This window comes from Streptomyces sp. NBC_00435 (genome assembly GCF_036014235.1).
Lineage (GTDB): Bacteria > Actinomycetota > Actinomycetes > Streptomycetales > Streptomycetaceae > Streptomyces.
On record NZ_CP107924.1, the window covers coordinates 5,567,861 to 5,593,685 of the forward strand.

24 protein-coding genes and 1 tRNA gene are annotated in these 25,825 nt (G+C 69.5%); 24 read left to right on the plus strand and 1 reads right to left on the minus strand.

Features of this window, described 5'->3' with window-relative positions; translation table 11 throughout:
* Position 1 precedes the first annotated feature (1 nt).
* A complete protein-coding gene (locus OG389_RS25705) occupies positions 2-136 on the plus strand; it encodes a hypothetical protein (protein ID WP_328304367.1) in 135 nt (44 codons plus the stop codon).
* 218 nt (positions 137-354) lie between these two features.
* Here the strand turns inward: OG389_RS25705 and OG389_RS25710 are convergent.
* Positions 355-426: transfer RNA gene (locus OG389_RS25710), tRNA-Arg, on the minus strand.
* Positions 427-526: 100 nt separating this feature from the next.
* On the opposite strand from OG389_RS25710, the gene OG389_RS25715 reads away from it, so the two are divergent.
* The 23 genes from OG389_RS25715 to atpD all read left to right on the plus strand — a co-directional run bounded on the left by OG389_RS25715 (position 527) and on the right by atpD (position 25,762).
* The gene (locus OG389_RS25715) at positions 527-1,003 is read left to right on the plus strand and encodes a response regulator (RefSeq protein ID WP_443059460.1); all 477 of its coding nucleotides are present in this window, start codon (positions 527-529) and stop codon (positions 1,001-1,003) included.
* Between the two features lie 140 nt (positions 1,004-1,143).
* Positions 1,144-2,172, plus strand: coding sequence for an ArgS-related anticodon-binding protein NrtL (nrtL, locus tag OG389_RS25720; RefSeq protein WP_328300810.1), 1,029 nt, complete (start codon positions 1,144-1,146; stop codon positions 2,170-2,172).
* Positions 2,173-2,270: 98 nt separating this feature from the next.
* Positions 2,271-3,662 (plus strand): diaminopimelate decarboxylase, encoded by a 1,392-nt coding sequence (gene lysA, locus OG389_RS25725; RefSeq protein WP_328300811.1) that lies wholly within the window; start codon positions 2,271-2,273, stop codon positions 3,660-3,662.
* A gap of 161 nt (positions 3,663-3,823) precedes the next feature.
* Positions 3,824-5,113 carry a homoserine dehydrogenase gene (locus tag OG389_RS25730; RefSeq protein ID WP_328304092.1) on the plus strand — a complete coding sequence of 430 codons (1,290 nt, stop codon included), beginning with the start codon at positions 3,824-3,826 and terminating at the stop codon, positions 5,111-5,113.
* Positions 5,114-5,119: 6 nt separating this feature from the next.
* A complete protein-coding gene (thrC, locus tag OG389_RS25735) occupies positions 5,120-6,190 on the plus strand; it encodes a threonine synthase (protein ID WP_328300812.1) in 1,071 nt (356 codons plus the stop codon).
* 365 nt (positions 6,191-6,555) lie between these two features.
* Entirely contained in the window at positions 6,556-7,482 is a 927-nt protein-coding gene (gene thrB, locus OG389_RS25740; RefSeq protein WP_328300813.1) for a homoserine kinase, read from the plus strand.
* Positions 7,483-7,921: 439 nt separating this feature from the next.
* Positions 7,922-10,063, plus strand: a complete 2,142-nt coding sequence (rho, locus tag OG389_RS25745) for a transcription termination factor Rho (protein WP_328300814.1) — start codon at positions 7,922-7,924, stop codon at positions 10,061-10,063.
* A 320-nt stretch (positions 10,064-10,383) separates the two neighbouring features.
* Complete coding sequence (locus tag OG389_RS25750) at positions 10,384-11,487, plus strand: LCP family protein (protein WP_328300815.1); 1,104 nt, start codon at positions 10,384-10,386, stop codon at positions 11,485-11,487.
* Between the two features lie 244 nt (positions 11,488-11,731).
* Complete coding sequence (rpmE, locus tag OG389_RS25755; protein ID WP_328300816.1) at positions 11,732-11,947, plus strand: 50S ribosomal protein L31; 216 nt, start codon at positions 11,732-11,734, stop codon at positions 11,945-11,947.
* Positions 11,948-12,058: 111 nt separating this feature from the next.
* Positions 12,059-13,138, plus strand: a complete 1,080-nt coding sequence (gene prfA / locus OG389_RS25760; protein ID WP_328300817.1) for a peptide chain release factor 1 — start codon at positions 12,059-12,061, stop codon at positions 13,136-13,138.
* 79 nt (positions 13,139-13,217) lie between these two features.
* Positions 13,218-14,063, plus strand: coding sequence for a peptide chain release factor N(5)-glutamine methyltransferase (prmC, locus tag OG389_RS25765; RefSeq protein ID WP_328300818.1), 846 nt, complete (start codon positions 13,218-13,220; stop codon positions 14,061-14,063).
* A 67-nt stretch (positions 14,064-14,130) separates the two neighbouring features.
* Positions 14,131-14,778 carry an L-threonylcarbamoyladenylate synthase gene (locus tag OG389_RS25770; protein WP_054224695.1) on the plus strand — a complete coding sequence of 216 codons (648 nt, stop codon included), beginning with the start codon at positions 14,131-14,133 and terminating at the stop codon, positions 14,776-14,778.
* Complete coding sequence (locus tag OG389_RS25775) at positions 14,775-15,407, plus strand: arsenate reductase/protein-tyrosine-phosphatase family protein (protein WP_328300819.1); 633 nt, start codon at positions 14,775-14,777, stop codon at positions 15,405-15,407. Before OG389_RS25770 ends, OG389_RS25775 begins: the two co-directional genes overlap by 4 nt.
* A gap of 101 nt (positions 15,408-15,508) precedes the next feature.
* Positions 15,509-16,741: a serine hydroxymethyltransferase gene (glyA, locus tag OG389_RS25780; protein WP_328300820.1), complete on the plus strand. Its 1,233-nt coding sequence runs from the start codon at positions 15,509-15,511 to the stop codon at positions 16,739-16,741.
* Positions 16,742-16,857: 116 nt separating this feature from the next.
* Positions 16,858-18,180: an MraY family glycosyltransferase gene (locus OG389_RS25785; protein ID WP_328300821.1), complete on the plus strand. Its 1,323-nt coding sequence runs from the start codon at positions 16,858-16,860 to the stop codon at positions 18,178-18,180.
* A 275-nt stretch (positions 18,181-18,455) separates the two neighbouring features.
* Complete coding sequence (locus tag OG389_RS25790; protein ID WP_328300822.1) at positions 18,456-18,893, plus strand: hypothetical protein; 438 nt, start codon at positions 18,456-18,458, stop codon at positions 18,891-18,893.
* Between the two features lie 210 nt (positions 18,894-19,103).
* Positions 19,104-19,940, plus strand: coding sequence for a F0F1 ATP synthase subunit A (gene atpB, locus OG389_RS25795; protein ID WP_328304093.1), 837 nt, complete (start codon positions 19,104-19,106; stop codon positions 19,938-19,940).
* A gap of 78 nt (positions 19,941-20,018) precedes the next feature.
* Positions 20,019-20,261 (plus strand): F0F1 ATP synthase subunit C, encoded by a 243-nt coding sequence (locus tag OG389_RS25800; RefSeq protein ID WP_328300823.1) that lies wholly within the window; start codon positions 20,019-20,021, stop codon positions 20,259-20,261.
* Between the two features lie 41 nt (positions 20,262-20,302).
* Complete coding sequence (locus tag OG389_RS25805; protein WP_328300824.1) at positions 20,303-20,845, plus strand: F0F1 ATP synthase subunit B; 543 nt, start codon at positions 20,303-20,305, stop codon at positions 20,843-20,845.
* Positions 20,842-21,657, plus strand: coding sequence for a F0F1 ATP synthase subunit delta (locus tag OG389_RS25810; RefSeq protein WP_328300825.1), 816 nt, complete (start codon positions 20,842-20,844; stop codon positions 21,655-21,657). The genes OG389_RS25805 and OG389_RS25810 overlap by 4 nt, the downstream gene beginning before the upstream one ends.
* 132 nt (positions 21,658-21,789) lie before the next feature.
* Positions 21,790-23,385, plus strand: coding sequence for a F0F1 ATP synthase subunit alpha (atpA, locus tag OG389_RS25815; protein WP_243336230.1), 1,596 nt, complete (start codon positions 21,790-21,792; stop codon positions 23,383-23,385).
* 20 nt (positions 23,386-23,405) lie between these two features.
* Positions 23,406-24,323, plus strand: a complete 918-nt coding sequence (locus tag OG389_RS25820; protein ID WP_328300826.1) for a F0F1 ATP synthase subunit gamma — start codon at positions 23,406-23,408, stop codon at positions 24,321-24,323.
* Complete coding sequence (gene atpD / locus OG389_RS25825) at positions 24,323-25,762, plus strand: F0F1 ATP synthase subunit beta (RefSeq protein ID WP_328300827.1); 1,440 nt, start codon at positions 24,323-24,325, stop codon at positions 25,760-25,762. Before OG389_RS25820 ends, atpD begins: the two co-directional genes overlap by 1 nt.
* Positions 25,763-25,825: the final 63 nt, after the last annotated feature.

Here is a 25,825-nt window from a genome sequence, read left to right on the forward strand (position 1 = left end):
CGTGACCGGTTCCGCGGTTGCCAAGGGTGCGGGCAACAGCGTGGAGGTGCTGCTCAGTCGGTACGCGAAGTGCCTCGACGGTCGGCAGGTGGTGGCCAACCGGCGGATGGAAGATCTGCTCGGCGAGTACGAGTGATCGCGAGTGACTGGCGATACGCTGCGAGGCCCCTGGACCTGTCCGGGGACCTTCCGCGTCCTACCGCTGACCTGAGCCGATGGACCAAGATCCGGTCCACGACTAGTCCACGGGGCCCGACATACGGGCGCACAGGGCAGGAGTTGGCCGCGCATACGCGAAGACCCCGTTCTCAGCGTGAGGGCTGATGGCGGGGTCTTTGGGCACTTCCTGCGAAGTGCCCCCGGCAGGATTCGAACCTGCGCACACGGCTCCGGAGGCCGTTGCTCTATCCCCTGAGCTACGGGGGCGCTGTCGCTGGTGTTGCGGCGACGGGTTGAACACTACCAGCTTCCGGGTGGTGATCAGGAACGGATTGAGGGGGAGGGGGTGGTGGGTCCCTCGGAGGGGGTGGAAGTGGCAAAAACCCGGACGCGGGGGCCTGAGTCGACCTACTCTCGAGTTGTGTCAGGCGCCTCGGGCCGGGTGCTTGTTGTCGACGACAACAAGGTCATCCGGCAGCTGATCAAGGTCAATCTCGAGCTGGAGGGCTTCGAGGTCGTGACCGCGAACGATGGTGCCGAGTGCCTGGCCGTCGTTCATCACGTGCGGCCTGATGTGATCACCCTTGATGTGGTCATGCCCCGTCTGGACGGCTTCGGGGCGGCCGCGCAGTTGCGGGCCGATCCCCGGACGCGGGACCTGCCCGTGGCGATCGTGAGTGCCTGTACGCAGAACGAGGTCGAGGCCGGGATCGCCGCCGGGGTGGACGCGTTCCTCGCCAAGCCCTTCGAGCCCGCCGAGCTGGTGCGGGTCGTGCGCCGGCTGATTGAACGCCGGGACCGGAGGGAGCGGAAAGGCGCTCCCGCCGGGAGGGGGAGAGGGTGATGGCCGTCCCACAGGGGAAGGGGTGCCTTCCTCGTTTGGCGGGGTTCTTCGGTGTCCTTTCTTATGCTGTCTTCGAACCCCCCTGTTCACATGGCGAAACCCTTCGCGTGACGTGGGGGCTTCTCCCCTAGGCTGGTCACGTGACCCCCGCTGACCTCTCCCGTTCCGTCGTGCGCGCCGTGCGCCGCGCCGTCGAGGACGGGGAGCTGCCCGCGGGCGCGGTCGTGCCCGAGCGGGTCGTCGTCGAGCGGACCCGGCCCGGGGGAGTGGGGGACTACGCCTCGCCCGTCGCGTTCGGGGTGGCGAAGGGGGCCGGAGTCGCGCCTCGGGGCGTGGCCGAGGTGTTGGCCCCGCGGCTGGCGGACCTTTCCGGGATCGAGCGCGTGGAGGTCACCGGCGCCGGGTTCCTGAACTTCGTACTCGCCGCGAGTCCCGTCGGGGAGTTGGTACGGACTGTGCGCGAGCGCGGGGCGCGGTACGGGTTCACCTCCGACGGCGTCTTCGATGCCCCGGACCTCCCCGACACCCCCCTCGCCCCCGGCTCCGCCCTGCGCGAGGGCGTCGTGAGCCGTGCCGTCCTGCGGATCGAGCGGAGTCAGGGCCGGGTGGGGGAGCCGGGCCGGCCCCTCGCCGTCGCCCCGGTCGCCAAGCGGGACGGGGACGTGCTCGCCGCCCACGGTCCCGACGCCGCCGCCTGGGCGGCGCTCGCCGCTCCCGCTCAGGAGACTCCTGTGTTTCCTGGGTGGCTGTTGGTGCAGGACGAGTCCAGTGAGTTCTTCCGGGTGCGGTACGCCCACGCCCGGGCCCGGGCCCTGACCCGTAACGCCGGGCAGCTCGGCTTCCGCGGCGACCCCGGTGAGGGTGACCCCGCCGACTCCAGTGATTCCGCCGACCCCGCCGACCTGCGCGCCGATGCCCTCCTCGGCGCCCTCGCCGACTACCCCCTCGTGCTCGAGGCCGCCGCGCACCACCGCGCGCCCGAGCGGCTCGTGCGGCATCTCGTCGTGCTGGCCGACGCCCTGCTCGACTTCCAGTACGCCGTCCTGCCCAAGGGGGACGAGAAACCCTCGGCCGCCCACCGCGCCCGGCTGGCCCTTGCCGAAGCCGCTGGGACGGTGCTGGCCGGCGGCCTGGCCCTGCTCGGCATAGACGCGCCCGACCACCTGTGATGCCGATGCCGATGCCGATGCCGATACGGATGCGCGGGTGATCCGATGGAACCGCCTGCGATCCGGACGATCCGGATGAATGTGAAGAGAGAATTTCGATGAGCCGTTCCGCACACCCCGCCGGGCCCCGCCACGCCGACGTGCTGCCCGAGGGCCACTACTCCCCGCCGGCCGCCGACCTCAACGCGCTCGACGAGAAGGTCTGGGCGCGTACGGTCGGCCGCAACGCCGACGGTGTCGTGACCGTGGGCGGGATCGAAGTGACCAAGCTCGCCGAGGAGTTCGGGACGCCCGCCTACTTCCTCGACGAGGAGGACTTCCGGGAGCGGTGCCGGGCCTGGGCGCACGCCTTCGGGCCGGACGCCGACGTCTTCTACGCCGGCAAGGCCTTCCTCTCCAAGGCCGTCGTGAAGTGGCTGCGGGAGGAGGGCCTCAACGTGGACGTGTGTTCCGGCGGCGAGCTCGCCACCGCGCTCGCGGCCGGCATGCCCGCCGGCCGGATCGCCTTCCACGGCAACAACAAGTCCACCGCCGAGATCACCCGCGCCGTCGAGGCCGGGGTCGGGCGGATCGTGCTCGACTCCTTCCAGGAGATCGCCCGCGTCGCGCACATCGCCCGCGAGTTCGGCGTACGCCAGCCCGTGCAGATCCGCGTCACCGTCGGCGTGGAGGCGCACACCCACGAGTTCATCGCCACCGCGCACGAGGACCAGAAGTTCGGCATCGCCGTCGCCGACGGCTCCGCCGCCGAGGCCGTACGCCGCGTGCTGGGGCACGACAGCCTGGAGCTGCTCGGCATCCACTCCCACATCGGCTCGCAGATCTTCGACATGGCCGGCTTCGAGGTCTCCGCCAAGCGCGTCGTGCGCCTCCTCGCCGCCGTGCGCGACGAGCACGGGGTCGAGCTGCCCGAGATCGACCTCGGCGGCGGGCTCGGCATCGCCTACACCTCCGCCGACGACCCGCGCGAGCCGCACGAGATCGCCAAGGCCCTGCACGAGATCGTCGCCCGCGAGTGCGAGGCGGCCGGTCTGCGCGCCCCGCGGATCTCCGTCGAACCCGGACGGGCCATCGTGGGGCCGACCGCATTCACCCTCTACGAGGTCGGGACGATCAAGCCGCTCGAAGGGCTGCGGACGTACGTCTCCGTCGACGGCGGCATGTCCGACAACATCCGCACCGCCCTCTACGACGCCGAGTACGCGGTCACCCTGGTCTCCCGCACCTCCGACGCCGAGCCCATGCTCGTCCGCGTCGTGGGCAAGCACTGCGAGAGCGGGGACATCGTGGTCAAGGACGCGTTCCTGCCCGCCGACCTCGCCCCCGGGGACCTCCTCGCGGTCCCGGCCACCGGCGCCTACTGCCGCTCGATGGCCAGCAACTACAACCACGCGCTCCGGCCGCCCGTGGTCGCCGTGCGCGACGGCGGCGCCCGTGTCATCGTCCGTCGGGAGACGGAGGAGGATCTCCTGCGTCTCGACCTCGGATGATCCGCATTCTTCTGGGGGAAGCCTCCCGGACCCCGAAATAGGTGTCTCACTCAATGGACCGAGGGTGGAAACTGTTGTCCATTGAGTGAGACTGGTTCACACCTGGGATGCAAACCGCTCACCAGGTACTGATGTGAAGATCGAAAGGCGTAGGTCGAATGATGCGTACGCGTCCGCTGAAGGTGGCGCTGCTGGGCTGTGGAGTGGTCGGCTCAGAGGTGGCTCGCATCATGACGACGCACGCCGACGATCTGACGGCCAGGATCGGCGCGCCGGTCGAGCTCGCCGGAGTGGCCGTACGCCGTCCCTCCAAGGTCCGCGAGGGCATCGACCCGGCCCTGATCACCACCGATGCGACCGCGCTGCTCAAACGCGGCGACATCGACGTCGCCATCGAGGTCATCGGCGGCATCGAGCCGGCCCGCACCCTGATCACCACCGCCTTCGAGCACGGCATCTCCGTCGTCTCGGCGAACAAGGCGCTGCTGGCCCAGGACGGCGCCGCGCTGCACGCCGCGGCCGAGCTGCACGGGCTGGACCTGTACTACGAGGCCGCCGTCGCCGGGGCCATCCCGCTGGTCCGCCCGATGCGCGAGTCCCTCGCGGGCGACAAGATCAACCGGGTGATGGGCATCGTCAACGGCACGACGAACTTCATCCTCGACAAGATGGACTCCACCGGTGCCGGGTACCAGGAGGCCCTCGACGAGGCCACCGCCCTCGGGTACGCCGAGGCCGACCCCACGGCCGACGTGGAGGGCTACGACGCCGCCGCCAAGGCCGCGATCCTGGCCGGCATCGCCTTCCACACCCGGGTCCGCCTGGACGACGTCTACCGCGAGGGCATGACCGAGGTCAGCGCCGCCGACTTCGCGTCCGCCAAGCGCATGGGCTGCACCATCAAGCTCCTCGCCATCCTGGAGCGCGCCGCCGACGGCGAGTCCGTCACCGCGCGCGTCCACCCGGCGATGATCCCGCTGACCCATCCGCTCGCCTCCGTCCGCGAGGCGTACAACGCCGTCTTCGTCGAGGCGGAGGCCGCCGGGCGGCTCATGTTCTACGGGCCCGGCGCGGGCGGTTCCCCGACCGCGTCGGCGGTCCTCGGCGACCTCGTCGCCGTCTGCCGCAACAAGCTCGCCGAGGCAAAGGGGCCGGGCGAGTCCGCGTACACCCAGCTGCCGGTCAGTGCCATGGGCGAGGTCGTCACCCGCTACCACATCAGCCTCGATGTGGCGGACAAGCCGGGCGTACTCGCCCAGGTGGCGACCACCTTCGCCGAGCACGGGGTGTCGATCGACACCGTCCGCCAGCAGGGCAAGGACGGCGAGGCCTCCCTCGTCGTCGTCACTCACCGGGCACCCGACGCCGCCCTCTCCGGGACCGTCGAGGCGCTGCGGAAGCTGGACACCGTCCGCGGTGTGGCCAGCATCATGCGTGTTGAAGGGGAGTAAGGACCCATGAGCAGCAATCGCACCCACCAGTGGCGCGGCATCATCGAGGAGTACCGGGACCGTCTGCCGGTGACGGCCGCGACTCCCGTGGTCACGCTCCGCGAGGGTGGAACTCCCCTCGTCCCCGCGCAGGTGCTCTCCGAGCGCACCGGCTGCGAGGTGCACCTGAAGGTCGAGGGGGCCAACCCCACCGGCTCCTTCAAGGACCGCGGCATGACCATGGCGATCACCAAGGCCAAGGAGGACGGCGCCAAGGCCGTCATCTGCGCCTCCACGGGCAACACCTCGGCCTCCGCCGCCGCCTACGCGGTGCGCGCCGGGATGGTCTGTGCCGTCCTCGTGCCCCGCGGCAAGATCGCGCTGGGCAAGATGGGCCAGGCCCTGATCCACGGCGCCAAGATCCTGCAGGTCGACGGCAACTTCGACGACTGCCTGGACCTCGCCCGCGCCCTGTCCGACAACTACCCGGTGGCGCTGGTCAATTCCGTCAACCCGGTACGCATCGAAGGCCAGAAGACGGCCGCGTTCGAGATCGTGGACGCGCTCGGCGACGCCCCCGACATCCACGTGCTGCCGGTCGGCAACGCCGGCAACATCACCGCGTACTGGAAGGGGTTCAAGGAGTACAAGGCCGACGGCCTGGCCTCCCGTACGCCCCGTGTGTGGGGTTTCCAGGCCTCCGGGTCCGCGCCCATCGTGCGCGGCGAGGTCGTCAAGGAGCCGCACACCATCGCCACCGCGATCCGCATCGGCAACCCGGCCTCGTGGGACTACGCCCTGCAGGCCCGGGACGAGTCGGGCGGCTTCATCGACGAGGTGACGGACCGCCAGATCCTGGCGGCCTACCGCCTGTTGGCCGCGCAGGAGGGCGTCTTCGTCGAGCCCGCCTCGGCCGCGTCCGTGGCCGGTCTGCTCAAGGCCGCCGAGCTCGGTCTGGTCGACCCCGGCCAGAAGATCGTGTGCACGGTCACCGGCAACGGCCTGAAGGACCCCGACTGGGCGGTCGCCGGCGCTCCGCAGCCGATCACCATTCCGGTCGACGCCGAGGCCGCCGCCGTGCGCCTCGGTCTCGTCTGACCGGGAGTTCCGGCCAGCGGTACGGCAGTGACCGGGTTGCCGGATTCCGGAAGTCTTTCGAAGGCTGAGGAATCCGGCAACTCGTGCCGTACGGGACCAAAACCCTGGGGAAATCCGGTAGAAACCGGGCGGAGGTCCGGCGGAATTCGACGGGACCCCGCGACACGCATCGTGCGCCTGTCGTGCGCCCTATGTCGGAGAAGAACCTTCCTTCGATAGGCTGTACTTACATCCGCCGCCGCGCATATGACCGCGGTGCTGCCCACGGGGCCTTCGGGTGTCGTACGTTCTCCAGTACATTCACAGCGAGCAAGCGAGCCAGCGAACATCTCGTCTCGCACAGTCACAAGGAGTGTCATCGGACGATGGCCGGTCCAGCGTTCCGCGCCGCCGCCGTACGGGTGCGCGTTCCCGCCAGCAGTGCCAACCTCGGCCCGGGCTTCGACGCCTTCGGCCTGGCCCTGGGGCTCTATGACGACGTCGTCGTCCGTGTGGCCGATTCCGGCCTGAACATCGACATCGCGGGCGAAGGTGCCGACACCCTCCCGCGGGACGAGAGTCACCTCCTCGTACGTTCCATGCGCACCGCCTTCGACCTGCTGGGCGGACAGCCGCGCGGCCTCGAAGTGGTCTGCGCCAACCGCATCCCGCACGGCCGCGGTCTCGGCTCCTCCTCCGCCGCCATCTGCGCGGGCGTCGTCGCCGCCCGCGCCGTGACCATAGGCGGAGAGGCCAGGCTCGACGACGTGGCGCTGCTGGAACTCGCCACCGAGATCGAGGGCCACCCCGACAACGTCGCCGCCTGTCTGCTCGGCGGTTTCACCCTCGCGTGGATGGACGGCGGCAGCGCCAAGGCGATCCGCATGGAGCCCGCCGATTCCATCGTTCCGGTGGTCTTCGTCCCCTCCAAGCCGGTGCTGACGGAGACCGCGCGCGGCCTGTTGCCGCGCACCGTCCCGCACGTGGACGCCGCCGTCAACGCGGGCCGCGCGGGTCTGCTCGTAGAGGCCCTGACCAGGCGTCCCGAGCTCCTGCTGCCGGCCACCGAGGACCGTCTCCACCAGGACTACCGGTCCCCGGCGATGCCCGAGAGCCTGGCTCTCGTGGCCCGACTGCGGGCGGACGGCATCCCCGCGGTGATCTCCGGCGCGGGCCCCACGGTCCTCGCGCTGGTCGACAACGGTGCGGCCGACAAGGTCGCGCGGCTCGCGGGCGAGGGGTGGGCGGCCAACCGGCTCGCACTCGACGCCGCGGGCGCGAGCGTACTTCCGCTGGGCACCCAGGGCGGCTGAAGGCCGCCGCAGGGGAGACAGCCGGCCAGGGGCGGGCGGCCAGGGCAGGCCGCCCGCGCGGAAGGGCTCGATTGCCGGTGATTGAGAGGGGGAATGTCTGTTGGATCCGGTAGTGTTAGTCTCAAGTGCGCATCCGAAGCCGCCATGGCTTGGTGCTCAGTGTCCCTATCAGGGACCACCTTTCTTCCGGGAGCCTCCCCGACTGCTTTGATCGCTGCCAGCAGTTTCGAGCACGCTCCGGAATCGGCGTGACATTCCCACGCTTCCAGCTCGGGGGCTTCTCGCCGGAAACACCCATGCACATGCACGTTTCTCTCCGCCGTATTTCTACCGGCGGACCACCGCCCCGGCGCAGTCCACACATCCCGGACTGCCGTCGGACAGCACAACCGGTCGCCGAGCCAGACAGGCCGACGTCCGCTCCAGGGAAGGACCCTTCGTGAGCGACACCACCGATCTGATGGGCGCTGCCGACACCAACGTCGACACCAGTGCCCCCGCCGCGGGCGCCGCGACCAAGCGTCGCCGCTCCGGCACCGGCCTTGATGGCATGGTCCTGGCCGAGCTCCAGCAGGTCGCGTCGGGCCTCGGCATCAGGGGCACCGCGCGGATGCGCAAGGGCCAGCTGATCGAGGTCATCAAGGAGGCGCAGGCGGGAAGCAGCGCCCCCAAGGCCGCGGCCTCCGCGTCCGCCGCCCCGGTCGACAGCACCGAGACGAAGCCGAAGCGCCGCGCCACCAGCAAGGCCCGTACGGGCGAGGCCGCCGCCGAGGCGCCCGCCGACAAGCCCGCCGCGCAGGCGCAGATCGACATCCCCGGCCAGCCGGCCAGCGACGACGCCCCTGTGGGCGAGCGCCGCCGCCGTCGGGCCACCGCCCCTTCCGGCAGCCCCGAGGCTTCGGCTCCCGCCGCCGTGCAGGTCGAGGCCAAGGCCGAGACCGCTGCCCCGGCCGCGCAGGCCGAGGCGAAGACCGAGGCGGCGACCGCCGCTTCCGGTCAGGCGCAGGGCCAGGACGGCGAGGGCCGCGGCCGCCGCGACCGCCGCGAGCGGGGCAGCGAGCGCACCGACGGCCGTCGCGAGCGCCGTGACCGCGGTGCCAAGGCCGACGACCAGGGCCAGGGCGCCCAGGGCCAGGGCCAGGCCGGTCAGGGGGGCCAGGGCCAGGGCCAGGGCCAGGGTCAGAACCAGGGCCAGGGTCAGCAGGGCGGCCGGCAGGACCGGACCGACCGTCAGGACCGCCAGCAGGGCGGCCGCGGCCAGGGCCAGGGCCAGAACCAGGGTCAGCAGGGCGGCCGGCAGGACCGGGACCGTCAGGACAACGGCCCGCAGGACGACTTCGACGAGGACGGCCGTCGCGGCCGCCGCGGCCGTTACCGTGACCGTCGCGGCCGTCGTGGCCGCGACGAGTTCGCCCCGGCCGAGACGCAGGTCGCCGACGACGACGTGCTGATCCCCGTCGCGGGCATCCTCGACATCCTCGACAACTACGCGTTCATCCGGACCTCGGGCTACCTGCCCGGCCCGAACGACGTGTACGTGTCCCTGGCCCAGGTCCGCAAGGCCGGGCTGCGCAAGGGCGACCACACCACCGGTGCGGTCCGCCAGCCCAAGGACGGTGAGCGCCGCGAGAAGTTCAACGCGCTCGTGCGTCTGGACTCGGTCAACGGCATGGCGCCCGAATCCGGCCGCGGCCGCCCGGAGTTCCAGAAGCTGACCCCCCTGTACCCCCAGGACCGGCTCCGTCTGGAGACCGACCCGGGCGTGCTGACCACCCGCATCATCGACCTCGTGTCGCCGATCGGTAAGGGCCAGCGCGGTCTGATCGTGGCCCCGCCGAAGACCGGTAAGACCATGATCATGCAGGCGATCGCCAACGCGATCACGGTCAACAACCCCGAGTGCCACCTGATGGTCGTCCTGGTCGACGAGCGTCCGGAAGAGGTCACGGACATGCAGCGGTCGGTGAAGGGCGAGGTCATCTCCTCGACCTTCGACCGCCCGGCCGAGGACCACACCACCGTCGCCGAGCTGGCCATCGAGCGCGCCAAGCGTCTCGTCGAGCTCGGCCACGACGTGGTCGTCCTGCTGGACTCGATCACCCGTCTGGGCCGCGCGTACAACCTCGCCGCCCCCGCCTCCGGCCGCATCCTGTCCGGTGGTGTCGACTCGACCGCGCTGTACCCGCCGAAGCGCTTCTTCGGTGCCGCGCGCAACATCGAGGACGGCGGCTCGCTGACCATCCTGGCCACCGCGCTGGTCGACACCGGCTCGCGCATGGACGAGGTGATCTTCGAGGAGTTCAAGGGCACCGGCAACATGGAGCTCAAGCTCGACCGGAAGCTCGCCGACAAGCGCATCTTCCCGGCCGTGGACGTGGACCCCTCGGGCACCCGCAAGGAGGAGATCCTCCTCAACAGCGAGGAGCTCGCCATCGTCTGGAAGCTGCGCCGGGTGCTGCACGCGCTCGACTCGCAGCAGGCCATCGAGCTGCTCCTCGACAAGATGAAGCAGACGAAGTCGAACGCCGAGTTCCTCATGCAGATCGCGAAGACGACCCCGTCGGGCAAGAACGACGACTGACGTCTCCCCGTAGCACCTGCCTGACCACGAAAGCCCCCGCCGCCTCCGCGACGGGGGCTTTCGTGCGCGGGTGCGACCTTTGCCACACTCCGTACTCGGGTCGATCCCCCGGAGTCACCGTGCGGCCTGTACGAAACCGCAGGTAGGTGCCAACTTACGTACTGTTCATCCCGGTTCGTCCACCGAGCCCGCCCGGTCCGGACGCGCCGGTGGCCGTGGAACCCTGGAGGGCGTCCGGCCGTCTGTGTCAGGGGGAGCGGGGAGCCGGCCCGGATCGGGACGCGGACGGACAGCGGACAGACAGACGGGCAGAGGAGAGCATGAGCCAGGACAACAGGGGTCGCGGCCGCAGGGCCGACGCGGGCCGGCGCCGGCGGAAACCGGGCGGGCGCCGCAGGGCCGTCGTCATCGCCGCGTGGACCGCTGCCGGCGTGGTCCTCCTGGGCGGGGCGGGGCTCGGCTACTTCTACTTCAAGCTCAACGGCAACCTCAAGACGGTCGACATCGACGCGGCCCTCGGCAAGGACCGCCCGCAGAACGTGGACAACGGCTCGATGGACATCCTCGTCCTCGGGTCCGACTCCCGCGGCGGGGCGAACGGCGAGTACGGGCAGGACGACGGCGGCTCCGCCCGCTCCGACACCGCGATGATCGTCCACCTGAACGAGGGCCACACCAAGGCCAGCGTCGTGTCGATACCCCGCGACACCCTGGTGACCCGGCCCGCGTGCAAGGAGCCGAACGGCAGGACGGACCCGGGCGGCCCGCGCAGGATGTTCAACGAGTCGTACACCGTCGGCGGGGCGGCCTGCGCGGTCGCGACCGTGGAGGAGATGTCGGGGGTCCGGATGGATCACTACCTCGAGGTCGACTTCACCGGCTTCAAGGGGATCATCGACAACCTCGGCGGTGTCGAGGTGACGACCACCAAGCCGATCAAGGACCCGTACAGCCACCTCGACCTGCCGGCCGGCACCAACAAGCTCAACGGAGAACAGGCCCTCGGCCTGGTCCGCACCCGCCACGGCGTGGGCGACGGCGGCGACCTGGGCCGAATACAGCTGCAGCAGGCGTTCATCAAGGCGCTGATCAAGCAGGTCAAGGGCGTCGGCGTCTTCGACAACCCGAAACGGCTGCTCGACCTCGCCGACACCGCCACCAAGGCACTCACCACCGACAAGCCGCTCGGCGACGTGAAGTCCCTCATGGGCTTCGCCCAGGGCCTCCAGGGCATCAGCCCGGAGAACATGCAGATGATCACGCTGCCGGTGGTCGGGGACACCCGTGACCCCAACCGGGTCGTCCCGCTCACCAAGGAGTCCAAGATGGTGTGGGACGCCCTCCTGGCCGACCGGGCGATCCCCGCGGAGGCCACCGCGAACTCGGCCGGGGACAAGGGCACGGCCGGCTCGGTCGTGCGGTAGGCCGCGCGCGGTAGGACGTGCCGTGCCACGTGCCGTACGACGTGCCGTACGAGGGGCGGCGGGGCGTGCGGCAGGACGGGCGCGGGACCCCGTGGAATAGATGGCGGCCCCCCTCCGTTGAGGGAGGCGTCCTCAGAATTTTGACAGGCAGCCCGGTCCTGGCAGACTGGTCTGTCGGCCCCGGTTCACGCAGCGCGCAATTCGGCTCCTGCGACCCGGCGCCCTCCCGAATCTAGGAGACACCTTGAAGCGCGATGTTCACCCCTCGTACGTCGAGACCCAGGTCAGCTGCACCTGTGGCGCGTCGTTCACCACCCGTAGCACCCTGACCGAAGGCACCATCCGTGCCGAGGTCTGCTCCGAGTGCCACCCGTTCTACACGGGCAAGCAGAAGATCCTCGACACCGGTGGCCGTGTGGCCCGCTTCGAGGCCCGCTTCGGCAAGGCTGCACAGAAGTAGCGAGCCTCCGGCGCCGGATTCCGGCTGCACCCTGTTGCTACGGGGGCAGCCGGACCGGCGCCTTTCGCGTCCCGCAGCCCCTTTCTTCACTTTCACCATCAGGAGCCCCCGATGTTCGAGGCGGTCGAGGAACTGATCGGCGAGCACGCCGATCTTGAGAAGAAGCTCGCCGACCCTTCGGTCCACTCGGATCAGGCCAACGCGCGCAAGCTCAACAAGCGCTACGCGGAACTGACCCCGATCGTCGCGACCTTCCGTGCCTGGAAGCAGTCCGCCGAGGACATCGAGACGGCCAAGGAGTTCGCGGCCGACGACCCCGACTTCGTGGCCGAGGTCAAGGAACTGAGCGCGCAGCGCGAAGAGCTCACCGAGAAGCTCCGCCTGCTGCTCGTCCCGCGCGACCCCAGTGACGACAAGGACGTGCTCCTCGAGGTCAAGGCGGGCGCGGGCGGCGACGAGTCGGCCCTGTTCGCCGGCGACCTGCTGCGCATGTACCTGCGCTACGCCGAGCGCGTGGGCTGGAAGACCGAGATCATCGACGCCACCGAGTCCGAGCTGGGCGGCTACAAGGACGTCCAGGTCTCCGTGCGCACCAAGGGCGGCAACGGTGCCACCGAGCCCGGCCAGGGCGTCTGGGCCCGCCTGAAGTACGAGGGCGGCGTGCACCGCGTCCAGCGCGTTCCGGCCACCGAGTCCCAGGGCCGCATCCACACCTCCGCCGCCGGCGTGCTCGTCACCCCGGAAGCCGAGGAGGTGGAGGTCGAGGTCAACATGAACGACCTCCGCATCGACGTCTACCGCTCCTCGGGCCCCGGCGGCCAGTCCGTCAACACCACCGACTCGGCCGTGCGCATCACGCACATCCCGACCGGTGTGGTCGCCTCCTGCCAGAACGAGAAGAGCCAGCTCCAGAACAAGGAGCAGGCGATGCGCATCCTGCGCTCGCGCCTGCTGGCCGCAGCCCAGGAAGCCGCCGAGCAGGAGGCCTCCGACGTGCGCCGCAGCCAGGTGCGCTCCGTGGACCGTTCCGAGAAGATCCGTACGTACAACTACCCGGAAAACCGGATCTCGGACCACCGGACGGGCTTCAAGGCGTACAACTTGGACCAGGTGCTCGACGGGGACCTCGACCCGGTCATCCAGGCCTGTGTCGACACGGACTCGGCCGCCAAGCTCGCGTCCGCGCACTGAGTCCCGCCGCAGGGCCCCCGCACCACCCCGCAGGACACCCCGCACCACCCCCCGTACGACAGCAGCCCGGAGGACCAGCGTGAACTTGCTGCTTGCCGAGGTGGCCCAGGCCACCCAGCGGCTGGCCGCCGCCGGCGTGCCCTCACCGCGTTTCGACGCGGAGGAGCTCGCGGCCTTCGTGCACAGCGTCAAACGGGGGGAACTGCACCACGTCAAGGACGCGGACTTCGACGCCCGCTACTGGGAGGCCGTCGCCCGCCGCGAGGCGCGCGAGCCGCTCCAGCACATCACCGGCCGCGCCTTCTTCCGGTACCTGGAGCTCCAGGTCGGGCCCGGGGTCTTCGTGCCCCGGCCCGAGACCGAGTCGGTCGTGGACTGGGCCATACAGGCCGTCCGGGCGATGGACGTCGTCGAACCGTTGATCGTGGACCTGTGCACCGGCTCCGGCGCCATCGCGCTCGCCATGGCGCAGGAGGTGCCGCGCTCGCGCGTGCACGCCGTCGAGCTGTCCGAGGACGCCCTTCGGTGGACGCGCAAGAACGCCGAGGGCTCCCGGGTCACCGTCCACCAGGGCGACGCGCTGAGCGCCCTGCCCGAGCTGGACGGACAGGTGGACCTGGTCATCTCCAACCCGCCGTACATCCCGCTCACCGAGTGGGAGTACGTCGCCCCCGAGGCCCGCGACCACGACCCCGAGATGGCGCTGTTCTCCGGTGAGGACGGCCTCGACACCATCCGCGGCATCGAGCGCACCGCCCATCGTCTGCTGCGCCCGGGCGGCATCGTCGTCATCGAGCACGCGGACACCCAGGGCGGCCAGGTCCCGTGGATCTTCGCCGAGGAGCGTGGCTGGGCGGACGCCGCCGACCACCCCGACCTCAACAAGCGCCCGCGCTTCGCCACCGCCCGCAAGGCCCTGCCGTGACCGGCACGACCGGCGCGACCGCCGCGAGCATTCCCGCCAACCCCCTGCTGCACGAGGAGTCCCGCTGATGGCCCGGCGATACGACTGCAACGACGCGACGGACCGCAAGACGGGCCTGCGCGAAGCCGCCTCCGCCGTGCGCCGCGGAGAGCTCGTCGTGCTGCCCACCGACACCCTGTACGGGATCGGTGCGGACGCCTTCAGCGCGGAGGCCGTCGGCGACCTGCTCGCCGCCAAGGGGCGCGGCCGCAACATGCCCACCCCCGTCCTCATCGGCTCCCCGAACACCCTGCACGGTCTGGTCACGGACTTCTCCGAGCAGGCGTGGGAGCTCGTCGACGCCTTCTGGCCGGGCGGTCTGACGCTCGTCGCCAAGCACCAGCCGTCGCTGGCGTGGGACCTGGGGGAGACCCGCGGGACCGTGGCCGTACGCATGCCGCTGCATCCCGTCGCGATCGAGCTGCTGACCGAGGTCGGCCCGATGGCGGTCTCCTCGGCGAACCTGACGGGGCACCCGGCGCCCGAGGACTGCGACGCGGCCCGCGAGATGCTGGGCGACTCCGTGTCCGTGTACCTCGACGGCGGGCCGACCCCGAGCACCCTGCCGTCGTCGATCGTCGACGTCACCGGGAAGGTTCCCGTCCTGCTGCGCGAGGGGGCGCTGACCGCCGAGCAGCTGCGGGAGGTCGTACCCGACCTTGAGGTGGCCCCGTGAGCCCTGAGGGGCGTGGCATAGCCGGGGACAGCACCTTCCGCATACTCCACGTCAGCACCGGCAACGTGTGCCGCTCGCCCATCACCGAGCGGCTGACGCGGCATGCGCTGTCCCACCGGCTCGGGGGGCTCGTCACGGGCGACCTGATCGTGGAGAGCGCGGGCACCTGGGGCCACGAGGGAGCGCCCATGGAGGCCAATGCGGCCGCCGTGCTGGCGGACTTCGGGGCGGACGCCTCCGGGTTCACCGGCCGGGAGCTGCTGGACGAGCACGTCATACGCGCGGACCTGGTCCTCACCGCGACCCGTGACCACCGTGCCCAGGTGATCTCGATGGGGCACTCGGCGGGCCTGCGCACCTTCACGCTGAAGGAGTTCACCCGGCTGGTCCGGGCGATAGACCCGGCGACGCTGCCGCCGCTGGACGACGGCATGGCGGAGCGGGCCCGCGCCCTGGTCCGGGCCGCCGCCGCCCTGCGGGGATGGCTGCTGGCTCCTTCGCCGGATGCCGACGAGGTGTACGACCCGTACGGGGCGCCGATCACCTTCTTCCGGTCGATCGGCGACGAGATCAACCAGGCGCTGGACCCCGTGGTCACGGCGCTGACCGGCGTCACCGCTTCCCGCTGACCCGCGCTGGACCCACCGGGCGGGCCCGTCGCAGAGCGCGATGCGCGGCCCCGGCCTACAGTGGCTGGTACCCGGTACGTGGTACCCCCTGGAGTCGCGCCATGAGCGTCATCACCGAGCCGACGGAACTGCTGCGTCAGCATGATCCCCAGATGGCCGACGTGCTCGCCGGTGAGGCGCAGCGGCAGGCGGGCTCCCTGCAGCTGATCGCCGCCGAGAACTTCACCTCGCCCGCCGTACTCGGCGCCCTCGGGTCGGCGCTCGCCAACAAGTACGCCGAGGGGTACCCCGGCGCACGCCACCACGGCGGCTGCGAGTACGCCGACCTCGCCGAGCGGATCGCCGTCGAGCGGGCCCGCGCCCTCTTCGGCGCCGAGCACGCGAACGTGCAGCCGCACTCCGGTTCCGCCGCCGTGCTCGCCGCGTACGCCGCGCTGCTGCGGCCCGGGGACACCGTGCTGGCCATGGGGCTCACCTCCGGGGGGCACCTCACGCACGGATCGCCCGCCAACGTCTCCGGGCGGTGGTTCGACTTCGTCGGCTACGGAGTGGACGCCGGGACCGGGCTCATCGACTACTCCCAGGTGCAGGAGCTCGCGCACGCGCACCGGCCCAAGGCCATCGTGTGCGGGTCCATCTCCTACCCGAGGCATCCCGAGTACTCCGTCTTCCGGGAGATCGCCGACGAGGTCGGCGCGTTCCTGATCGTGGACGCCGCCCATCCCATCGGGCTCGTGGCCGGCGGGGCCGCCCCCAGTCCGGTGCCCTACGCCGACATCGTCTGCGCCACCACGCACAAGGTGCTCCGCGGCCCGCGCGGCGGGATGATCCTGTGCGGGGCCGAGTTCGCCGAGCGGATCGACCGGGCGGTGTTCCCCTTCACCCAGGGCGGCGCCCAGATGCACACCATCGCCGCCAAGGCGGTGGCCTTCGGGGAGGCCGCCGGGCCCGCGTTCACCTCGTACGCCCACCGCGTGGTCGCCAACGCGCGCGCCCTGGCCGACGCCCTCGCCGCCCGCGGGTTCGCGATCACGACCGGCGGGACCGATACCCACCTGATCACCGCGGACCCCGCACCGCTGGGCCTCGACGGCGCGGGGGCCCGGGGCCGGCTGGCCGCCGCCGGGATGGTGCTGGACACGTGCGCCCTTCCCTACGGTGACCAGCGCGGGATCCGCCTCGGCACCGCGGCCGTGACCACGCAGGGGATGGGGGAGGCGGAGATGGGCCGGATCGCCGCGCTGTTCACGGCGGCGCTGGCCGGCGAGGAGCCCGCGCGGATCCGCAGGGATGTCAACGAAATGGTGGGCAGTTTTCCACCGTATGGGGTTTAAGAAGGGCAAGAGCGACGTACCGCAACCGGGATACGGCCACCGCGCGTCCCCGACAGTGAGTACATCGCAGCTAGTGTGTGGGGCTGAGATGGCCGGCGATACATCTGGGGCAGCCCGTGCGTGAATATCTGCTGACGCTTTGCGTCACGGTCGCGGTGACTTATCTACTCACCGGGCCCGTGCGGAAGTTCGCGATCGCGGTGGGCGCGATGCCGGAGATCCGTGCCAGGGACGTGCACCGCGAGCCCACGCCGCGGCTCGGCGGCATCGCGATGTTCGGCGGACTGTGCGCCGGACTGCTCGTCGCGGACCACCTGCAGAACCTCAACGGTGTCTTCGAGCTGTCGAACGAGCCGCGGGCCCTGCTCTCCGGGGCGGCCCTGATCTGGCTGGTCGGCGTGCTCGACGACAAGTTCGAGCTCGACGCCCTGATCAAGCTCGGCGCGCAGATGATCTCCGCCGGCGTGATGTGCATGCAGGGCCTGACCATCCTGTGGATCCCGGTCCCGTGGATCGGCACGGTCGCGCTCACGCCGTGGCAGGGCAACCTGCTCACCGTGGCCCTCGTCGTGATCACCATCAACGCGGTGAACTTCGTGGACGGCCTCGACGGCCTGGCCGCGGGCATGGTCTGCATCGCGACCTGCGCGTTCTTCCTCTACGCCTACCGGATCTGGTTCGGCTACGGGATCGAGGCGGCCGCGCCCGCGACGCTCTTCGCCGCGATCCTCATGGGCATGTGCCTGGGCTTCCTGCCGCACAACATGCACCCCGCCCGGATCTTCATGGGCGACTCGGGCTCGATGCTCATCGGCCTGGTGCTGGCCGCCGGCGCCATCTCCGTCACCGGGCAGGTGGACCCGGACGCGATGGCGCTCTTCGTGGGTGGTGAGCGCAACGCGACCCACGCGATGCTGCCGGTGTTCATCCCGCTGATCCTGCCGCTCACGATCATCGCGATCCCGATGACGGACCTGGTCCTGGCCATCGTGCGGCGCACCTGGAAGGGCCAGTCGCCGTTCGCGGCGGACCGCGGACACCTCCACCACCGGCTGCTGGAGCTCGGGCATTCGCACAGCCGCGCGGTGCTCATCATGTACTTCTGGTCGGGGCTGATCGCCTTCGGCACCGTGGCGTACTCGGTGCACTCCGCCTCGATGTGGATCGTGCTGGCGATCTCCGCGCTGAGCGCCGTGGGACTGCTCCTGCTCCTGCTGCCGCGCTTCACCCCGCGGACCCCGCGGTGGGCGGAGCGGCTCGTCCCTCCGCGCTACCGGCACGCCGAACGGGCCGCCGAGGCGGCCCTGCAGGACGCCTCGGCGGTGGAGCCGGAGCCGGCGCGGCCGATCGTGGCGGGTGTCTCGGGCGTCAACGGGGCGACCGCGGTAGGCCCCCGTTCGCGCTTCCCCGACCGGCGTAAGGCGGAGTCCTCGCGCTGACACCGCGGGCGCATGTCGGACATGAACGGCCTTTACCAGACAAGACAGTTGCCTGTCGTGCACACACGCGCAGGGTCACTCTCATGTGTGACAGTCGGCACACCCCACGGGTAAAGCTCTCATCAAATACTTTGTGATACCGTTCACTAAACCCGGCGCCAGAGCCGAAGGACCGTAGTGCGACGGTCCATTGGCCTGAGGCTCTCCCTCGGACCGGGCTTACGCTCGTTCAGTACGAGTCCCTGTGCCCCCACCACCACGCGGAGCAAACCGCCATGCGGTCAGATGACGTCCGATCCCTCCTGCAATCAGCCGTGCCCACCGCTGTCGTCGGCGCTCTCGCCGCCGTCATCAGTGGCATCACGGTCGGCGGCAAGGGGGCCGTGGGCGCCGTCGTCGCGACGGTGGTGGTGATGCTGTTCATGGGCATCGGATTCCTCGTGCTGCAGCGCACGGCGAAATCGCTTCCGCACCTGTTCCAGGCCATGGGGCTCATGCTCTACACGGTCCAGATCCTGCTGCTCTTCGTCTTTCTCGCCGTGTTCAAGAACACGACGCTGTTCCACCCCAAGGCCTTCGCGATCACGCTCGCCATCACCACCCTCGTGTGGATCGGCGCGCAGGCGCGTGCTCATATGAAGGCCAAGATCCTCTACGTCGAACCGGAATCGATGAAGGGCGACAAGCCCGGAAATTCGGGACCGAAGCCGTGAGGGGTAGGGGCGGGATAAGTGCGCGTTCGGGATGCTGCTATCGTCCGGTTCCAACTGCGGCGATGCGGACGCGGGCATCCGAGCTGACGCCTGTTCCATCGCGAGGCTCGATGCCTGACCGCCGCCCCCTAATCCGAAACACCAGTCCAGTGCCGAACAGCGGCTGTGCGCCGCGCCGACACAACGAGGTTGCCGTACCTATGCGCCACGCTGAAGGAGCCCGCGGTGAGTGCTGACCCGACGACGGTGCTCGCCTTCGAGACCGATTGCCACATCTTCGACGGTTGTGGATTCCCGGCTCCCGGCCTGCACTCGTTCCTGTTCCAGCCGATCTTCGGGGACGGTGACAGCAGCCTCTACTTCAACAAGACGATGCTGCTGGCGCTGCTCGGTACCGTCGTCATCGTCGGCTTCTTCTGGGCCGCCTTCCGCAAGCCGAAGGTCGTCCCGGGCAAGCTGCAGATGGTCGCCGAGGCCGGCTACGACTTCGTACGCCGCGGCATCGTCTACGAGACGCTGGGCAAGAAGGAGGGCGAGAAGTACGTCCCCCTGATGGTCTCGCTGTTCTTCTTCGTCTGGATCCTGAACGTCTGGTCGATCGTCCCGCTGGCCCAGTTCCCGGTGACGTCGATCATTTCGTACCCGGCGGCCCTCGCGGCCATCGTCTACGTGATCTGGATGAGCGTGACCTTCAAGCGTCACGGCTTCGTCGGCGGCTTCAAGAACCTGACCGGCTACGACAAGTCGCTCGGCCCGGTTCTGCCGATGGTCATGGTCATCGAGTTCTTCTCGAACGTCCTGGTGCGCCCGTTCACCCACGCGGTCCGACTGTTCGCGAACATGTTCGCCGGTCACACCCTGCTGCTGCTCTTCACGATCGCCAGCTGGTACCTGCTGAACGGCATCGGGATCGCCTACGCGGGCGTCTCGTTCGTCATGGTCCTGGTGATGACCGCCTTCGAGCTCTTCATCCAGGCTGTCCAGGCGTACGTCTTCGTCCTCCTGGCTTGCAGCTTCATTCAGGGCGCGCTCGCAGAGCACCACTGAGTCAAGCCCTCCCCCAAACCACTATGTCGTCCGGTGGCCAACCCCCACCGGGTCCGTGAAAGAGAAGGAAGAACCGGCATGTCCGCTCTCCAGACCATCGCCGCCGAAGGCGTCACCGGCTCCCTCGGCTCCATCGGTTACGGCCTTGCGGCCATCGGCCCCGGCGTCGGCGTCGGCATCATCTTCGGTAACGGTACCCAGGCCCTCGCTCGTCAGCCCGAGGCTGCCGGCCTGATCCGCGCCAACCAGATCCTCGGCTTCGCCTTCTGTGAGGCGCTCGCCCTCATCGGTCTGGTCATGCCGTTCGTCTACGGCCCGTGATCCTCGGATCCACGACCACCACCTAGACGAAAGGCACTGAAGTGAACCTCCTGGTTCTCGCGGCTGAGGGCGGGGAAAACCCCCTCATCCCGCCGATCCCCGAGCTCGTCATCGGTCTGATCGCCTTCGTCATCGTCTTCGGTTTCCTCGCGAAGAAGCTCCTCCCGAACATCAACAAGGTTCTGGACGAGCGCCGCGAGGCCATCGAAGGCGGTATCGAAAAGGCTGAGGCCGCTCAGACCGAGGCTCAGAGCGTGCTGGAGCAGTACAAGGCCCAGCTCGCCGAAGCCCGGCACGAGGCCGCTCGCCTGCGCCAGGACGCCCTGGAGCACGGCACCGCGCTCAAGGAAGAACTGCGCGCAGAGGGCCAGCGGCAGCGTGAGGAGATCATCGCTGCCGGTCACGCCCAGATCGAGGCCGACCGCAAGGCCGCCTCTTCTGCGCTCCGTCAGGACGTGGGCAAGCTCGCCACCGACCTGGCCGGAAAGCTCGTCGGCGAGTCCCTCGAGGACCACGCCCGGCAGAGCCGCACGATCGACCGCTTCCTCAGCGAGCTCGAGGAGAAGGCCGAGGCCGCCCGATGAACGGAGCGAGCCGCGACGCGCTGGCCACCGCCCGCGAGCGTCTCGACGCGCTGACGGACAACACGTCCGTCGACGCGGCGAAGCTCGCCGGCGAGCTGGCGGCCGTCACCGCGCTGCTCGACCGTGAGGTCTCGCTGCGACGGGTCATCACGGACCCGTCGCAGTCCGGCGAGGCCAAGGCCGAGCTGGCCGGTCGTCTGCTCGGTGGTCAGGTCGGCGGGGAAACCCTCGACCTGGTGTCCGGCATGGTCCGGTCCCGCTGGTCGCAGTCCCGTGACCTGGTGGATTCGCTCGAGGTACTGGCGGCCACCGCCGACCTCACGGCGGCCCAGAACAGCGGCGGCCTCGACGACGTCGAGGACGAGTTGTTCCGGTTCGGCCGGATCGTCTCCGGAAGCACGGAGCTGCGTGCCGCACTGACCGACCGGTCCGCGACCGCCGCCGCCAAGAGCCAGCTGCTGCGCAGCCTGCTCGGCGGCAAGGCGAACGCCGTCACCGAGCGTCTGGTCACGCGTCTCGTCACGCACCCGCGTGGACGTAGCCTGGAAGCGGGCCTCGAGTCCCTTTCCAAGGTCGCCGCCGAGCGTCGTGACCGCATGGTCGCCACCGTGACCACCGCGGTTCCGCTCAGCGACGTCCAGAAGCAGCGTCTCGGCGCGGTGCTGGCCAAGCTGTACGGCCGCCAGATGCACCTGAACCTCGACGTGGACCCCACGGTCCTCGGCGGGATCTCGGTGCGGGTCGGCGACGAGGTCATCGACGGCACCATCGCGGACCGCATCGCAGAGGCGTCCCGTCGCATGGCCGGCTGACCAGCCACCAAATTCAGAACAAAGCATTCCTAGCGGCCCGGTTGGGCCGTGCAGAACTTGCAGAAGATTCCTGGGGGTCGCCCCCAGACCCCAAAGAAGCTTCAGGCCCAACAAGGAGAGCAGGGAACCCAGATGGCGGAGCTCACGATCCGGCCGGAGGAGATCCGGGACGCACTGGAGAACTTTGTCCAGTCGTACCAGCCGGACGCGGCCTCGCGCGAGGAGGTCGGTACGGTCAGCGTTGCCGGCGACGGCATCGCGAAGGTGGAGGGCCTGCCCTCCGCCATGGCGAACGAGCTGCTGAAGTTCGAGGACGGAACCCTCGGTCTCGCCCTCAACCTCGACGAGCGCGAGATCGGTGCGGTCGTCCTCGGCGAGTTCAGCGGTATCGAGGAGGGCCAGCCGGTGCAGCGCACCGGTGAGGTGCTCTCCGTCGGCGTCGGCGAGGGTTACCTCGGCCGCGTTGTCGACCCGCTCGGCAACCCGATCGACGGCCTCGGCGAGATCGCGACCGAGGGCCGCCGTGCCCTCGAGCTGCAGGCCCCCGGTGTCATGGTCCGCAAGTCGGTCCACGAGCCGATGCAGACCGGCTACAAGGCCATCGACGCGATGGTGCCGGTCGGCCGTGGTCAGCGTCAGCTGATCATCGGTGACCGTCAGACCGGCAAGACCGCTCTGGCCGTCGACACGATCATCAACCAGCGCGACAACTGGCGCTCGGGCGACGTGAACAAGCAGGTTCGCTGCATCTACGTCGCCATCGGCCAGAAGGGCTCGACCATCGCGTCCGTTCGCGGCGCCCTGGAAGACGCCGGCGCGCTCGAGTACACGACGATCGTCGCCGCCCCGGCATCCGACCCGGCCGGCTTCAAGTACCTGGCGCCGTACACCGGTTCCGCCATCGGCCAGCACTGGATGTACGCCGGCAAGCACGTCCTGATCATCTTCGACGACCTGTCGAAGCAGGCCGACGCCTACCGCGCCGTCTCGCTGCTGCTGCGCCGTCCGCCGGGCCGCGAGGCCTACCCGGGCGACGTCTTCTACTTGCACTCCCGTCTGCTGGAGCGCTGCGCGAAGCTCTCCGACGACATGGGTGCCGGTTCGATGACCGGTCTGCCGATCGTCGAGACCAAGGCGAACGACGTGTCGGCGTTCATCCCGACCAACGTCATCTCCATCACCGACGGTCAGTGCTTCCTCGAGTCCGACCTGTTCAACGCGGGCCAGCGCCCGGCGCTGAACGTCGGTATCTCGGTCTCCCGCGTCGGTGGCTCGGCCCAGCACAAGGCCATGAAGCAGGTTTCCGGCCGTCTGCGCCTGGACCTGGCCCAGTACCGCGAGCTGGAGGCGTTCGCCGCCTTCGGTTCCGACCTGGACGCCGCGTCGAAGGCCTCGCTGGAGCGCGGCAAGCGTCTGGTGGAGCTGCTGAAGCAGGGCCAGTACCAGCCGATGCCCGTCGAGGAGCAGGTCGTCTCCGTCTGGGCCGGCACCACCGGCAAGATGGACGACGTCCCGGTCAACGACATCCGTCGCTTCGAGTCGGAGCTGCTGGACCACCTGCGCCTCGAGCGCAAGGAGCTCCTGACCTCCATCGCGGACGGCGGCAAGATGTCGGACGACACCCTGTCCTCCATCGCGGACGCCATTGCCGCCTTCAAGCGGCAGTTCGAGACCTCGGACGGCAAGCTCCTCGGCGAGGACGCGCCGGCCGTCAACGTCTCCAAGTGACGACGGAAGGGACCTGACTCATGGGAGCGCAGCTCCGGGTCTACAAGCGTCGCATCCGTGCCGTCACGGCGACCAAGAAGATCACCAAGGCGATGGAAATGATCGCCGCCTCGCGCATCGTCAAGGCACAGCGCAAGGTGGCGGCATCGATGCCGTACGCGACCGAGCTCACCCGTGCGGTGACCGCGGTGGCGACCGGTTCGAACACCAAGCACGCCCTGACCACCGAGGTCGAGGCGCCGACGCGTGCCGCGGTCCTGCTCATCACGAGCGACCGCGGTCTGGCCGGCGGCTACTCCTCGAACGCCATCAAGCAGGCGGAGCGGCTCTCCGAGCGGCTGCGCGGCGAGGGCAAGGAGGTCGACACGTTCATCGTCGGCCGCAAGGGTGTCGCCTACTACGGGTTCCGTGAGCGCAAGGTCGCGGACTCGTGGACCGGCTTCACCGACAGCCCGGCCTACGCCGACGCCAAGCGCGTGGCGGCGCCGCTGATCGAGGCCATCCAGACGGTTACGGCCGAGGGTGGCGTCGACGAGCTGCACATCGTCTACACGGAATTCGTGTCGATGATGACGCAGAACGCGGTGGACGGACGGATGCTGCCGCTCAGCCTCGACCAGGCCGCGGAGGAGAACGGTACGAAGGGCGAGATCCTTCCGCTGTTCGACTTCGAGCCGTCGGCGGAGGACGTCCTCGACGCCCTTCTGCCGCGCTACGTCGAAAGCCGCATCTACAACGCACTGCTGCAGTCGGCCGCTTCCGAGCACGCCGCCCGCCGCCGCGCGATGAAGTCGGCCACCGACAACGCCGGGGATCTCATCAAGAGCCTTTCCCGGCTTGCCAACGCGGCCCGCCAGGCCGAAATCACCCAGGAAATCAGCGAGATCGTCGGTGGCGCCAGCGCCATGGCAGACGCGACCGCGGGGAGTGACAAGTAATGACGACCATTGAGACGGCCGCCGCCACGGGCCGCGTCGCCCGGGTCATCGGCCCGGTCGTCGACGTGGAGTTCCCCGTCGACGCCATGCCCGAGATCTACAACGCCCTCAAGGTCGAGGTCGCAGACCCGGCCGAGGACGGCAAGCTCAAGACGCTGACCCTCGAGGTCGCGCAGCACCTGGGTGACGGCCTCGTCCGTACCATCTCGATGCAGCCGACCGACGGTCTGGTCCGCCAGGCCGCGGTGGTCAACACGGGCGAGGGCATCACTGTCCCCGTCGGTGACTTCACCAAGGGCAAGGTCTTCAACACCCTGGGTGAGGTGCTGAACTACCCGGAGGAGAACGCCAACGTCACCGAGCGCTGGCCGATCCACCGCAAGGCGCCCCGCTTCGACGAGCTCGAGTCGAAGACCGAGATGTTCGAGACCGGCGTCAAGGTCATCGACCTTCTCACCCCGTACGTCAAGGGTGGAAAGATCGGTCTGTTCGGTGGTGCCGGTGTCGGCAAGACCGTTCTGATCCAGGAAATGATCTACCGCGTGGCCAACAACCACGACGGTGTGTCGGTCTTCGCGGGCGTCGGTGAGCGTACCCGTGAGGGCAACGACCTCATCGAGGAAATGGCCGACTCGGGCGTCATCGACAAGACGGCCCTCGTCTTCGGCCAGATGGACGAGCCCCCGGGCACCCGTCTTCGCGTCGCGCTTGCCGGTCTGACCATGGCGGAGTACTTCCGCGATGTGCAGAAGCAGGACGTGCTCTTCTTCATCGACAACATCTTCCGTTACACCCAGGCCGGTTCGGAGGTGTCGACCCTTCTGGGCCGCATGCCGTCCGCCGTGGGTTACCAGCCGAACCTGGCTGACGAGATGGGTCTGCTGCAGGAGCGCATCACGTCGACCCGCGGTCACTCGATCACCTCGATGCAGGCGATCTACGTCCCCGCGGACGACCTGACCGACCCGGCGCCGGCTACCACCTTCGCCCACCTCGACGCGACGACGGTTCTTTCCCGTCCGATCTCCGAGAAGGGCATCTACCCGGCCGTGGACCCGCTGGACTCGACGTCCCGCATCCTCGACCCGCGGTACATCGCGGCGGACCACTACGCCACGGCGATGCGCGTCAAGGGGATCCTGCAGAAGTACAAGGACCTCCAGGACATCATCGCGATCCTCGGTATCGACGAGCTGGGCGAGGAGGACAAGCTCGTTGTCCACCGTGCCCGTCGTGTCGAGCGCTTCCTGTCGCAGAACACGCACGTCGCCAAGCAGTTCACCGGCGTCGACGGTTCGGACGTTCCGCTCGAGGAGTCGATCGTGGCCTTCAACGCGATCTGCGACGGAGACTACGACCACTTCCCCGAGCAGGCGTTCTTCCTGTGCGGTGGCATCGAGGACCTCAAGGCGAACGCCAAGGAGCTGGGCGTCTCCTGAAGCCGCGCTCATCCGTGAGCACAGCTGAATGACGGAGAGGGGCGGGTGTGTCCCGTCCCTCTC